Here is a 14,287-nt window from a genome sequence, read left to right as displayed (position 1 = left end):
TCTGTGCTATGCCTTATTTGTTGTACGAAAAAAGCACCAATTTAACCAATTAAATGTTAAATCAGTGCTTTAAAAGTCTAATATTAATTGTCAATGTCTTAACTTAATGACATTGGATTAAACCCAGTCGCTTTTTAATATAAGAGGCGAAAAATGAAAGAATTTCAAAAATGGGCCCAGCTACCTCCTAAAGGATGGAATAGTTGGGATGTATATGGTGCATCTGTTACAGAAAAAGAAGTTAGACGAAATGCTGAATATCTAAGTAAAAATCTAAGAAAATACGGATATAAATATGTTGTCGTTGATATTCAATGGTATGAGCCAACTGCAGATTCAGCTGAATATCATAATTTTGCAACTTTAAAAATGGATCAATATGCTAGATTAATACCAGATGAGTACCGCTTTCCTTCTGCTAAAAATGGGAAAGGCTTTAAGCCTCTAGCAGATTACGTTCATAGTTTAGGACTAAAATTTGGTATTCATATTATGAGAGGTATTCCACGTCAAGCAGTTTATCAAAAAGTTCCAATTAAAGGCACAAATAAAACAGCAAAAGATATTGCTGAAAATAATATATGTCCATGGAATAGTGACATGTATGGTGTAAATGTTGATATGCCAGAGGGACAAAAATACTATAATTCATTAATCGAATTATATGCTTCATGGGGTGTAGATTTTATTAAGTGTGATGATATTGCTTTTTCGAAATATACAAATGATGCTCATGAAAAAGAAATTCGTGCATTGAGAAAGGCAATTGATAAAGTAGGTCATCCTATAGTATTGTCACTTTCACCTGGTCCTACGCCTATCAAAGATGCATCGTTTTTAATACAAAATGCAAATATGTGGCGAATTACAGATGATTTTTGGGATGATTGGGAACTATTACTCAATATGTTCAATAGAGCAGATGGGTGGTCACCCGTCGTTCGAACAGGGACCTGGCCTGATTGTGATATGATTCCAATAGGTAAAATAGGAATTAGATCGGTAGGCGGAAGTCGTAGAAGTAAATTTAGCTTGGCTGAATTGCATAGTTTAATGACATTATGGTCTTTACTGCATTCACCATTAATTATTGGTAGTGAGTTACCTAATCTTAAAAAGAAAGAACTAGATCTTTTAACTAATCCTGACATTTTAGCTTTAGATAATCATAGTAGAAATTCGTACCAAATAGAGCGCAATGATCATTTTATAATTTGGCAAGCGGAAGTAAGTGAAACCAAATATCTTGCAGTTTTTAATATTTCTAATTCTGCTCAGCGTTGTCATATCAGTGATTTTAATAAGACAGTCAATACGAACAATCTATTTTATGATGTTTGGCAAAAGAAAGAAATTCAATTAAATCAAGATATAGTTGTTGAAAAGCATGATGTTTGCTTGTTGAAATGGAAAGAAAAGTAAGAAAAAGCCATTGAAAGCTTGATATGCTTTCAATGACTTTCTCATATATGTTAATAATTTAATCATCAAGGGTAACTTCAGTTTTTGGATCAAAGAAGTGAGCTTTATTCATTTCAAATCCCATTTTTACAGTTGCACCTGGTTTAGTAAAGTCACGTGCATCAACTTTTGAAACAAGTTCTGCATTACCAACATTACAGTATAGCTGAGTTTCAGCACCCAAAAGTTCAGAAACAACAACTTTAGCATCAACAACTTGCTCAGGAAAACTTTGCAGGAAAACTTGCTCAGTATGAACGTCTTCAGGGCGAATACCAAAAATTAACTCTTTACCGTCATAACCTTTGTCAATTAATTTCTTTAATCTACCTTCTGGGACGGGAATATTAAAGTTTTTATCTTTGTCATGAATCTTACCATTTTCAAGGGTAACATGGAAGAAGTTCATAGCAGGTGAGCCAATAAATCCGGCAACAAAGACATTCTTAGGCTTATTATAAATTTCCATTGGAGTACCAACTTGTTGCTGTACTCCGTCTTTGATGACCACGATTCGATCAGCTAAAGTCATTGCTTCAGTCTGGTCGTGAGTTACATAGATGGTAGTAGTCTTTAATTGTTGGTGCAATTTAGCAATTTCGGCACGCATAGTAACACGTAATTTAGCATCCAAGTTGGATAAAGGTTCGTCCATTAAGAAAATAGGAGCATCACGTACAATCGCACGTCCTAAGGCAACACGTTGACGTTGACCACCAGACAATGCAGCAGGTTTACGTTTTAAATATTGCTTTAAGCCCAAAATTTCGGCAGCTTTATCAACTTTTTTATCAATTTCTTCTTTTGAAACATGCTGTAATTTTAAACCGAAAGCCATGTTGTCATAGACTGTCATGTGTGGATACAAAGCGTAGTTCTGGAATACCATGGCGATGTCGCGATCTTTAGGCGCAACGTCGTTCATTACTTCACCACCAATTTTTAAAGTCCCTTTACTAATATCTTCTAGTCCAGCGATCATTCTTAAAGTAGTCGATTTACCACAACCTGATGGACCAACAAAGACGATAAATTCTTGGTCATTAATATGTAAGTTGAAATCTTTTACTGAATAATTTTCATTGTGTTCATATCTCTTGTAGATATGATCCATATCAATTTTAACCATAGTAATAATTCCTTTCGTTTACTAACTGTACTTTAAGTATAATGTAAGCGGTTTAACAGATTCAATAAAATAGTGCACAAAAATCCATACAAATTTTTGTGCACTATTAATTTATCAGATGAATTTACAATAAAGCCATATATGCTAGCAGTAAATTATCCATTTGCTTAAGATCTAATCCTAAATTTTGATTAACTTTGTCAAGATGATACAGAAGAGTATTACGATGAAGATACAGTTTTTTAGCGGTTAAAGAAATATTGCCTTGATTTTGATAAAGCGTCTTGATTATATTAGGTAATTGCTTATCTTGATAAATATGTTTTCGATAAAAAAGAATAATGTTACTTTTCTGTAGTTTACTTTTGGCGAAATAGGGTAAGGCTATTTCCTGTAGTGTGAATACAGTAGAGATTACTTGGTCAACACATGACTGAAATATTTTCTTTTCTTCTGTGTAATAGCTAATAAGATTGTCATCACTAGACCAGCTTCGACCAATAAATAATTTAGTATTACTTCCTATATCAGCATCAATAGTTTGTAAAACACCAACAAGCTCTTTAGATGAATAACTAGTAGAATCAAATTTTTCGACTATGCAATATTGGTTTGGTTCGATAGCAAAGGCTGCTAATATTTTGGTATTGAACATGTTTTTTAAAACTTCTAACCAAAGAGAAATATCAGTATGACGAGTGTCTATTTGAAAATATAAAAAACGAATTTTGCCAATAAATGTGGGTTGTTTGCCTACATGCTTGAGAAACTGAATCCATGGATTAGATGATAAATCATTTTGATTTTCGGGTAATAGAAGTGATAATAAAGCAACTTCATTTAAATTAAGATCAGATTTCGGAATACTTAACCATTTATTTTTAAAAGGCCAGGAATATACAGCATTAGAAAGGGGCTTTTCTACACTCAGATATGCATTAGGATATAGTTGATTAATCTGATTGAAATTCATGGTTATTACCTCATATTTCTACAATGAATAATACTTTAATAAGCTTTTATATAATTATTGTTAAACATTTTTATAGGTAAAACAATGTTTAACTAAAAATAAAAACAATATAATTTATAAATTTATTTGAAATTTATTAATATATATCATATAATGAAATCGATTTCAAAAACAACAAATTGTTATTAAGAGGAGAATAAGATGGCAGTTGATTATGACTCAAAAGACTATTTAAAGAGCGTTGATGCATATTGGCGCGCAGCCAACTACTTGTCAGTTGGTCAGTTGTTCTTAATGAAGAACCCACTTCTGAAGACCCCGTTGGTTGCCGAAGACGTGAAGCCTAAGCCAATTGGTCACTGGGGCACTATTGCACCACAGAACTTTATTTATGCTCACTTGAATCGTGTGCTTAAGAAGTATGACTTGAACATGTTCTATATTGAGGGTTCAGGTCACGGTGGTCAGGTAATGGTTTCTAACTCATATCTTGATGGTTCATATACTGAACGTTACCCAGAGATTACCCAGGATGAAAAGGGGATGGCTAAGCTATTCAAACGCTTCAGTTTCCCAGGCGGTGTTGCTTCTCACGCTGCTCCTGAAACTCCAGGTTCAATTCATGAAGGTGGGGAATTAGGCTATTCGCTTTCACACGGTACTGGTGCTGTTTTGGACAATCCAGATGTGATTGCCGCTGTTGAAATTGGTGATGGTGAAGCTGAAACTGGTCCATTAGCTGCTTCATGGTTTAGCGACAAGTTCATTAACCCAATCAAAGATGGTGCAGTTTTGCCAATCTTGCAAATTAATGGTTTCAAGATTTCTAACCCAACCATTGTTTCCCGCATGAGCGATGAAGAATTGACTGAATACTTCCGTGGCATGGGTTGGGATCCACACTTTGTTTCAGTCTTTAAGGGTGGCCGTTTTGACGGTGAAAAGGACCCAATGCAGGTTCACGAAGAAATGGCTAAGACTATGGATAAAGTCATTGAAGAAATTAAGGCTATTCAAAAGCATGCCCGTGAAAACAATGACGCTACTTTGCCACACTGGCCAATGATTATCTTCCAATGCCCTAAGGGTTGGACTGGTCCAAAGAAGGATCTTGATGGCAACCCAATTGAAAACTCATTCCGGGCTCACCAAATCCCAATCCCAGTAGCTCAAGGCGATATGGAACACGCTGATATGCTTACTGATTGGCTTGAAAGCTACAAGCCTGAAGAATTATTCAACGAAGATGGTTCACCTAAGGAAATTGTTACTGAAAACACTGCTGAAGGCGACCACCGTATGGCGATGAACCCAATTACTAACGGTGGTCTTGATCCTAAGCGCCTTAACTTGCCAGACTACCGCAAGTTTGCTTTGAAGTTTGACAAGCCAGGTTCAATGGAAGCTCAAGACATGGTTGAATGGGCTAAATACTTAGATGAAGTTGCTAAGCTTAACCCAACCACTTTCCGCGGCTTTGGTCCTGATGAATCTAAGTCAAACCGTTTGTTCCAACTTTTGGATAATCAAAAGCGTCAATGGGAACCAGAAGTGCATGAGCCAAATGATGAAAACTTGGCTCCAAGCGGCCGCGTAATTGACTCGCAATTGTCAGAACACCAAGATCAAGGCTTCCTGGAAGGCTATGTTTTGACTGGTCGTCATGGCTTCTTCGCAACTTACGAAGCCTTTGGTCGTGTAGTTGATTCAATGCTTACCCAACACATGAAGTGGTTAAGAAAAGCTAAAGAACAATACTGGCGTCATGACTACCCATCACTTAACTTTGTCGCAACCTCAACTGTCTTCCAACAAGACCACAATGGTTACACTCACCAAGATCCAGGCATCTTGACTCACTTATACGAAAAGAATCGTCCAGACCTTGTTCATGAGTACTTGCCATCAGACACTAATACGCTTTTGGCAGTTGGCGACAAGGCTTTGAAGGACAGAGAATGCATCAATGTTTTGGTAACTTCTAAGCAGCCTCGTCCACAATGGTTCTCAATTGAAGAAGCTCAAAAGCTGGTCGACAAGGGCTTAAGCTACATTGATTGGGCTTCAACTGACAAGGGCGCTAAGCCAGACGTTGTCTTTGCCTCAACTGAAACTGAACCAACGATTGAAACTTTGGCAGCGATCGATATTTTGCATAATCAATTCCCAGACCTCAAGATTCGCTACATTAATGTAGTTGATGTCATGAAGCTCATGGATCCAAAGGACAACAAGAATGGCTTGTCAACTGAAGAATTCGACCGTCTCTTCCCTAAGGATGTGCCAGTAATCTTTGCATGGCACGGCTACAAGAGCATGATGGAATCAATTTGGTTCGCTCGCAAGCGCTACAATGTTCATATTCACTGCTACGAAGAAAATGGTGATATCACTACTCCATTTGATATGCGGGTCTTGAACCATCTTGACCGCTTCGATTTGGCTAAAGATGCGGTTGAAAGCATCGATAAGCTAAAGGGTAAGAATGCGGACTTCATTAGTCATATGGATGACTTGCTTGAAAAGCACCACCAATACATTCGCGATAATGGTAAAGATATGCCAGAGGTAACCGAATGGCAATGGTCAGGCTTGAAGTAATCAAAAAATAAGAATAAAGAGACTAGTTTACTTATTTAATGAGTAAGCTAGTCTCTTTTTAATAGAAATATTCTAATTAAGAAGCTTTCTTTTAACTTCTGCTTTATAGCGTTTAACTGACCCATGATAAAGACTTACAGTGCCACGTTTAATTTCATTTGAAATAGTTTGCGGTGAACAACCTAGTTCACGTGCGATATAGCGCATAGATTTATTATCTTTACGACGAATCTGGATCAAAACACGTTCTTCATAACTTAAATGTTTTCCACGAGAATGTTTAATCATGGTAGAATTATTAGAAAGGTTCATTTGAATACCTTGTTTTCTAGAAGTTTTTGTAGTTATTAACATTCTATCAGACAAGGTTCAATGACCTTTTTTAATTTAAGCCGAAATGTCCAACTTCATTTTGCAATCGGCGAGAGAAATTTAGTTAATATAAAATGTTAAATAAATACAGCTTCTATTTATTAAAAAATCATATGAAGTATTATATAGCTTGCAGATAAGGGGATTTAAGTGACCCCCAGAAATTAGTGAAAAGCAATTTCATCATCAATTAGCTGAAGCTACTAGTGATCTAATTGTTAGGCGCTTAAACATTTATCCTAAACAGGCTTTAAATTTGTTTTTCCAATCACGTGTCTATCAGGATTTAATGGCTTCAGAAGACGAATTTGATCAAATGATGCCCGCTGATTTGTTTGATTTGAGGCAAAATAAATAAAAATCAAAAATACCGCTAGTTCAATCAACCAGCGGTATTTTTAGATAATAGATGTAGAAAACAGACTAACCTAGTGTTAGATCATAGATCGACGGATTTATGATCTGGCACTTTTATTTTGCTTAAAATATAAAGTGAAGATAAAGCAAAGAAAGTCTTGGACTTTTTTGACACTTGATGTCGTAAAATAAACGGACTGCTTTACCGCCTATTTACAAGTCTTATCGAAGTCTGTAGGCACTTGATGCCGTGTTTAGAAAATGAGAATAGAATAGTTCGATAAAGCTTTTTGTCTTCACTTGGAGGCTAGAATTATGAAACAAAATGTTATCTTTGGCATTGATGTTAGCAGTAAATCTTCTACTGTTTGTGTTGTAATGGATCGTATTAAGCAAGGCGCTACTTTCACAATCACTAATGATTCTTTTGGCTATCAGAAATTATATGATCATCTCAATCAGTATCTGATAACTCCATTGGTTGTTTTAGAGGCAACTGGTGTATATTCGCTAAGCTTACAAGCTTTTCTAGAAGACTATCATATTAAGTATTTAAGACTTAATCCTTTAAAAGCAAAAAAATTAATGGACAATAACTTGCGTCATAACAAGACTGATAAGGTTGATGCTTATCGTCTAGCGCTAATTCAATTTAATGCTCCTCAAAGGCTTCAAAAACCTCAATCCAGGGAATATCATGAACTTCAAAATGCTAGTCGGTATTACGAAGAGCTCACTAAAGCAGTAGTAGTTAATAAGAATCAGCTTCATCGCAACTTGCAATCTACTTTTCCGCAAATAGAGCGCATATTATCAAATCCAACAGGGACAATTTATTGGGATATTGTTAGTATGTTCCCACATGCCAAGAGTGTGTTGAACCTCAATGAAACCCAAGTTATGCAAAAATTGTTGTCCCTTCACGGAATTGGGCATCAAAGAGCGCAAACTCTGACCGCTACACTCTATCGCTATGCTAGACAAGCATATCCTTATGACAGGCAGGATGGTATTACTGTAAGAGCTATCGAAAGAAATATTTCTAACTTAATTTCTTTAAATGATGAACGAACTCAAGTAATTGATTACATGGAAAAGCTAGCTAAAAAAGTTAATGCCCGTGCGTTAACTATGTACCTAAGCATTCCAGGCATTGCACTAACTACTGCAGTAAGACTAATCGCAGAACTTGGAGATTTGAGACGGTTTGATACTTCTGCTCAGATTGATGCTTTTGTTGGAATTGATCCAGGACGTTATCAATCTGGTGAAAAAGATAGTCACTTAGGTATCACCAAACACGGCAATCACATAGCTAGAAAAATATTGTATCATTCGATTACTCAAATGGAGTCCGTAAAAGCTGTTCAGCCCTGCCATATAACTGATTATTATGACAAGAAAAAACAATCTTCTCATAGCCGAGGCTATAAGAAGATTGCCATTGCAAGCATGCATAAACTAATACGCACACTATTTGCATTAATAACTCATAATCAATTATATGATTACAACATAGCCACCAAAAACCAAAGACTTTAGTTGAAATCAAATAATCAACTTTAGTATAGCAGTCTATGAAAAAACTACAAGAATTCATAGGCTTCTTTGCGTTGCCTTTTAATCATTTAAATATCTTAAGTCAGCTATGTCTTGACCTTATTCGCACTAACTTTACTAAAAAAATAGTGCAATAAACACTGATTATTACTTGACTTAAGGTAGAAAAAAGACCACTGACGGAATAAATCAGTGGTCTTTTTATATGCGAACAAGTGCATCATTATTTCCAATGCACTAGGATGTTTGGAAAAACGTGACTATATCAGAGATGAAAATGTAGTCATCGAAATAGCTAACTTTCATTAGCTAAATCTAATATTATTATAGTACATATCTAGATAATAAAGGGAGTTATTTATCCTTTTTGTTTACGCCTTTTTCAATAATATAAGAGCGACATTATGACTAATATGCTTTATACTAGTGATGTAAGCGATAAGAAATAACGATGGAGGCTTAAAAAATGAGTATAGTAAATAATGATTTTCATAAAATTTTGACTGAAAGACATTCAGTACGTAGATTTGATCCATCCATAAAAATTAGTCATGAAGAAATGAATGAAATACTGGAAGAAACTATCACTGCTCCTTCCGCATGCAATTTGCAAGCCTGGAAATTCATAGTTGTTGATACAAAAGAGGGTAGAGAGAAGCTGCACCAATACTTTATGCCTTTTAACTTCCCGCAAGTTGATAATAGCTCTGCCATAGTCCTATTCTTCGGTAACACGTTGGCTTTCAAGAAATACAGTCAATTATGGCACAGCATGTATGAAGAAAAGAAAGTAACTAAGGAAGCAATGGAAGCGGCTTTAAATACATTCATGCCACTATATGAAAAGGCACCACAAGAAATGTTAGTTGCGGATTCGATGGTTGATTCTTCACTTGCTGCCATGCAATTTATGTTGATTGCACGTGAGCACGGTTATGACACTAATGCGATGGCAGGTTATGATGCTAAAAAGGCTGCAGCCGTGATGGGACTTGATCCTAAGCAATACGTACCAGTAATGGCAATTGCGATTGGTAAGCACGATCCAAAGGCTGAAGATGAGATTACAACTACTAGATATCCACTTTCAGAATTGGTTGATTATGAATAGATAAGAAAAAACAAAGATTAGGGATAGGTTGAATACCTATCTCTTTTTTTGTAAACCAAAATAAAAATCATACGGTATGATATACATGCACTAAAAAAGCAAGTATGTTAGAACAAATATGATATAACAAATCATGAATTGAGATGAGAATATGAAAGATACGCCTAAATATTTAGCAATCGCAGAAAAGCTAAAACATGAGATTGAAACAGGGGAATATCAACCTAATGATCAACTTCCTAAAGAATTCGATCTAGCAAGATCATACAATGTTAGTCGCATCACGGTTCGTAATGCTATGAAAGAGTTGGAAAGCCAAGGCCTAATCTATCGAATCCAAGGTGCAGGCACTTATGTAAAGGAACGTAATTTAATGCATGCTACAGTAGATTCAAATCAATTGGAATTAATCAATCTTAAAAAGTACAAATTGAAATTGCTTGATTTTGAAGTAGGGCAAGTAATTCCAAAAATCACAGAAGCCTTAAATGTTCAGCCATATGATATCGTCTATACAATAAAACGAGCAGCAATGGCAACAAATAAGCAACTTGTGGCTTTTCAAAAAATTTGTATTCCTGCCAAAGTAATCCAAGGCCTGAATATGGGAATGATGGAATCTTCAATATATCCATTAATCCAACAAAAACTTAATGTTAAGCCTGCTAAGGCAACACGCGAAATTTCCTTAGTTCATGCTGATCAGGATTTGATTGCTAAAGGCGAAGTAAAAGGTCAAGTTGAAGAAAAGGAACCACTACTTAAATGGCTGCAAAAATCATGTTTGAGTGGTGGCCGGGCGTTTGAATGGAACGAAACTTTCTACCGCATAACAAAATTTCCAATAAAAGAAGCAATTGTCTTATAGATTTAAAAGGAGAGAATAATAAAAATTCTCTCTTTTTGTTATAACAATATTGACGAAGCAAAATATGTTATATCATATATTTGCAAGTGAGATGTAGGCGGTTACAAAAAGAGGGAGAGAAATTATGAATAGTAATTCGACGCCATCGGGTTTAAAGAAATTCGAAAATGGTTTTATCAGAATTGCCGGAAAAATTTCCGGTAACAGATTATTGTTAACGCTGCGTGATACATTTGTACTTGTCGCAGCTACGACTATGATTGCCGGTTTCGGTATCATGATCCAAAATGTTATCGTAGACTCAATGAATGGTTTAATTTTCGGTAAGCAAGGCCTTCAATTAGGTCGTTTAATTTCCGGATCTTGGGCCACTTGGCAATAAAGTGGATTTGAACATGGACTGCAAACTGTAGCAAACTTAATCGCTTTGGTTTCTAACGGTATATTAAACTTTTTTCGCGTTGCTTCTAGTAGTAATTTTCAGTTGGAAAGTCTCAACCAGATTCTTTAGAGACAGAACAGAGCACATGACAGATGTTCTATTTGGACTTGCAGCATTCTTTATAAGAATGTAGGAAAAGCTATTGAATCAGGTGTGAAGTTAGCTTTGGGGACTGATGCTGGTACTTTCATGAATCCACTTAAAGATACGGCTAAAGAACTTACCGAATTAACTAAAGCTGGTGCTAGCAATTATCAAGCACTTTGCGCGGCTGGTTTAGGATCTGCGGAATTACTTAAGATTGATCAAGATTACGGTTCTTTAGAAGTAGGAAAATATGCAGATTTCTTAGTGCTGAAAGATAATCCGTTAAAAGACGTATCTGCAGTTGAACAAGCTGATAAACAAGTTTATCAACATGGTGAAAGAAAATTTTAATAAGCAAAATGGTCTTAGTGTGAGCAAAGGCTATTTTTTTGCAGACAAACGTCTGGCTTTTTTAGTTTACCTAATTAAATGTTTTATTTATCCTAGTAAACTATTTACTAAATAGAGCTAAGAGTATATACTAATACTTGAAAACGATTACAGAATAAAACTTGAGGTAAAAACTATGAATAAAGAAGAACTACTTAAGAAATACGAAGAAACTTTTAACGAAAAGGCAAAGGACGTATTTTTCTCTCCAGGTCGAATTAATGTAATTGGAGAACACACTGACTACAACGGTGGACACGTCTTTCCGGCCGCAATCAGTTTAGGTGTTTATGGAGTCTATGGTCCAAGAGAAGACAAGAAAGTACGTCTTTTCTCAGGCAACGTTGATGGTGATATCGTCGAATTTGATATTGATGATACAACTGCTGAAAAAGATGAAGACCGTTTATGGGCTAACTATTTCAAGGGTATGATCACTTATTTACGTGAGAAATATAATGGCATTGATCATGGCTTTAACTTATATATCGAAGCTAATTTGCCATCAGGTTCAGGTCTTTCATCTAGTGCAGCCATTGAAATGTTAATGGGAATCATCTTGAAAGATGAATTTAACTTAGACGTTGATCGCGTTAGCCTAGCCAAGATGGGTCAAAGAACTGAAAATGAATTTGTCGGCTTAAATTCAGGAATTATGGATCAATTTGCCTGCATTATGGGTAAAAAAGATAGTGCAATTTTCTTAGACTGCAACACCTTAAAGTATGAATACATGCCACTTGCATTAGGCGATTACGAAATTATTATCATGGCAACTAATAAACCACATACTTTAGCTGATTCTGCTTATAATGATAGGGTTGCTGAATGTGGTCGTGCTCTTAAAAAGTTGCAACAAAAGCTTGATATTAAGGCATTAGGTGAACTTGATAACGATGCTTTTGATGAATATTCTTACCTCATCAATGATGAAACAGAAATTAAACGTGCGCGTCATGCAGTTAGTGAAAATCAAAGAACTTTACGTGCAACTCAAGCAATGAAAGACGGCGATCTTGAAAAACTTGGTCGTTTAATTAATGCTTCTCACGAATCTCTTCACTATGATTATGAAGTAACTGGTAAAGAGCTTGATACTTTGGCAGAAGCTTCATGGAAACAACCTGGAGTGCTCGGTGCCAGAATGATCGGCGGTGGCTTTGGCGGTAGTGCAATTGCTATTGTTAAGAAGTCAGAGGCTGAGAACTTTAAGAAGAATGTTGGTAAGATTTACCGCGATACAATCGGTTATGATGCTAGCTTCTATGATGCAGAAATCGTTGATGGTACTAAGAGAATTTAATTAGTGTGAGAAGGGAAAGTTATGAAGGTTATTGAAAAATTTGCGGATGAAGTTATTAATAGCGGTGCTTACGAGCCATTAGATCGAGTATATGTTATTAACAAAATTAGAGGATTAGTTGGTGATCATGATGAAGAAGAAAACGATAAGCCAGCTGCCAAGCAATTAGTTGACCTGGCCGTTAAGAATGAAAAAATTCCTGACGACATCACTTCACGTGAAGTCCTGAATGATCAATTATATGATTTAGCAACGCCAACACCATCTAAGACTAATAGTATTTTCTGGCAAAAAATGCAAAGGTCTTCAGAGAAGACTACAGATTGGTTTTATAAATTATGTGAAGACAATAATTATGTTAAAAAAGAGGCTATTGCCAAAAATGTTGTCTTCTCCGGCACTAGCTCAAAAGGTCATGGCTTAGAAATTACGATTAATTTATCTAAACCTGAAAAAGATCCTAAGGCTATTGCTGCAGCAGCTCATGCCACAGGCAAGAAGTATCCTCAATGTGCACTTTGCCTTGAAAATGAAGGCTATTTAGGTGGCTATGGTAAAAATGCCCGTTCTAATTTAAGAATCATTCGGATGAATATTGCAGGTAAGCCCTGGGGCTTCCAATATTCACCATACGCTTACTTCAATGAACACTGTATTTTCTTAGATCAAAAGCATATTCCAATGGTAATCAATCAACAAACTTTAATTAATTTGGTAGAAATTGAAAAGATCTTCCCACACTATTTCGTTGGTTCTAACGCTGACTTGCCAATTGTTGGTGGTTCAATGTTAGCACATGAGCACTACCAAGGTGGTCGTCATACCTTCCCAATGATGAAGGCAGGCATCAAGAAGACCATTGTCTTTGATTCATACCCAACTGTAATGGCTGGGATCGTTGACTGGCCAATGAGCGACTTGCGTTTAACTAGTGAAAATTCACTTGACTTAATTGACCTTGGTGCAAAGATTATCAAATTCTGGGATAACTATTCAGACACTGCACGCAGCATTAAAGCTTACGATGGTAAGACTCGTCACCACACGGTAACGCCAATCATGCACCGTGAAGGCAAGAACTTCGTGCTCGATCTAGTTTTGCGTGATAACAATACTAGTGATCAATATCCTTTGGGCATTTTCCACCCACACGAAAAGTTATGGCACATTAAGAAGGAAAACATCGGCTTAATTGAAGTAATGGGTCGTGCTATTTTGCCAGGACGTCTTAAGAGTGAACTTGAAGAAGTAAAGAAATACTGGCTGGGTGAAGATAACAATATGGCTGCTAGTCATAAAGAATGGGCTGATCAAGTTAAGGCTGAAAACGAAATTAGCTGGGACAATGTTGATCAAGTAATGCAGCAATCACTTGTCGAAGTATTTGAACAAGTTCTTCAAGATGCTGGCGTGTTTAAGAATGATGCAGACGGTGATGAAGGCTGGGATAAATTTATTACAGCTTTAACCAAAAAGATTAAGTAAAGTAATTGAAGCGAGATCTTGAGGGTCTCGCTTTTTCTACTCTAAGTCAAGTGTTATCAACGATTTTAAGCAATTTTATTTTGAAATACAGGCCTAATCGGGAAATGGCTCCCGGAGAATCGAGTTAAATATCTGATTTAGGGCATGA

General features: G+C 36.1%; 10 protein-coding genes and 2 pseudogenes. 9 read left to right on the top strand and 3 right to left on the bottom strand.

The genetic code is table 11. From position 1 onward, the window contains the following. The first annotated feature begins 153 nt into the window (after window positions 1-153). On the top strand, window positions 154-1,422 hold the full coding sequence (locus tag B5E95_RS09335; protein ID WP_087236416.1) for a glycoside hydrolase family 27 protein: 1,269 nt from the start codon (window positions 154-156) through the stop codon (window positions 1,420-1,422). A 58-nt stretch (window positions 1,423-1,480) separates the two neighbouring features. Here B5E95_RS09335 and B5E95_RS09330 read toward each other — a convergent pair whose 3' ends face one another. Together B5E95_RS09330 and B5E95_RS09325 are read right to left on the bottom strand one after the other, a co-directional pair. Beyond that, complete coding sequence (locus B5E95_RS09330) at window positions 1,481-2,590, bottom strand: ABC transporter ATP-binding protein (protein WP_087236414.1); 1,110 nt, start codon at window positions 2,588-2,590, stop codon at window positions 1,481-1,483. Window positions 2,591-2,714: 124 nt separating this feature from the next. Further along, window positions 2,715-3,563, bottom strand: a complete 849-nt coding sequence (locus B5E95_RS09325) for a helix-turn-helix domain-containing protein (RefSeq protein ID WP_087236412.1) — start codon at window positions 3,561-3,563, stop codon at window positions 2,715-2,717. A 201-nt stretch (window positions 3,564-3,764) separates the two neighbouring features. Between B5E95_RS09325 and B5E95_RS09320 the strand changes: the two genes are divergently transcribed. Then, on the top strand, window positions 3,765-6,164 hold the full coding sequence (locus B5E95_RS09320) for a phosphoketolase family protein (RefSeq protein WP_087236410.1): 2,400 nt from the start codon (window positions 3,765-3,767) through the stop codon (window positions 6,162-6,164). A gap of 99 nt (window positions 6,165-6,263) precedes the next feature. Here the strand turns inward: B5E95_RS09320 and B5E95_RS09315 are convergent. Next, a pseudogene (locus B5E95_RS09315) lies at window positions 6,264-6,476 on the bottom strand (helix-turn-helix domain-containing protein); the annotation flags it as partial. A 729-nt stretch (window positions 6,477-7,205) separates the two neighbouring features. Between B5E95_RS09315 and B5E95_RS09305 the strand changes: the two are divergent. From B5E95_RS09305 to B5E95_RS09275, 7 genes and pseudogenes are all read left to right on the top strand, one after another. Next, window positions 7,206-8,435, top strand: a complete 1,230-nt coding sequence (locus B5E95_RS09305) for an IS110 family RNA-guided transposase (protein WP_087236419.1) — start codon at window positions 7,206-7,208, stop codon at window positions 8,433-8,435. A gap of 484 nt (window positions 8,436-8,919) precedes the next feature. After that, on the top strand, window positions 8,920-9,564 hold the full coding sequence (locus tag B5E95_RS09300; RefSeq protein ID WP_087236408.1) for a nitroreductase family protein: 645 nt from the start codon (window positions 8,920-8,922) through the stop codon (window positions 9,562-9,564). Between the two features lie 151 nt (window positions 9,565-9,715). Further along, on the top strand, window positions 9,716-10,432 hold the full coding sequence (locus B5E95_RS09295; protein ID WP_087236405.1) for a GntR family transcriptional regulator: 717 nt from the start codon (window positions 9,716-9,718) through the stop codon (window positions 10,430-10,432). A 124-nt stretch (window positions 10,433-10,556) separates the two neighbouring features. After that, window positions 10,557-10,814 carry a hypothetical protein gene (locus tag B5E95_RS09290; protein ID WP_241146353.1) on the top strand — a complete coding sequence of 86 codons (258 nt, stop codon included), beginning with the start codon at window positions 10,557-10,559 and terminating at the stop codon, window positions 10,812-10,814. Between the two features lie 180 nt (window positions 10,815-10,994). Continuing rightward, window positions 10,995-11,312 (top strand): annotated as a pseudogene (locus B5E95_RS09285) (amidohydrolase family protein); the annotation flags it as partial. Between the two features lie 175 nt (window positions 11,313-11,487). Continuing rightward, window positions 11,488-12,654 (top strand): galactokinase, encoded by a 1,167-nt coding sequence (locus B5E95_RS09280; RefSeq protein ID WP_087236403.1) that lies wholly within the window; start codon window positions 11,488-11,490, stop codon window positions 12,652-12,654. A 21-nt stretch (window positions 12,655-12,675) separates the two neighbouring features. Then, a complete protein-coding gene (locus B5E95_RS09275) occupies window positions 12,676-14,139 on the top strand; it encodes a UDP-glucose--hexose-1-phosphate uridylyltransferase (protein WP_087236401.1) in 1,464 nt (487 codons plus the stop codon). The last annotated feature ends 148 nt before the right edge of the window (window positions 14,140-14,287 follow it).

The organism is Lactobacillus gallinarum (assembly GCF_002160635.1).
GTDB classification, from domain to species: Bacteria; Bacillota; Bacilli; order Lactobacillales; family Lactobacillaceae; genus Lactobacillus; species Lactobacillus gallinarum.
This window is presented reverse-complemented; position numbering and strand designations above follow the sequence as displayed.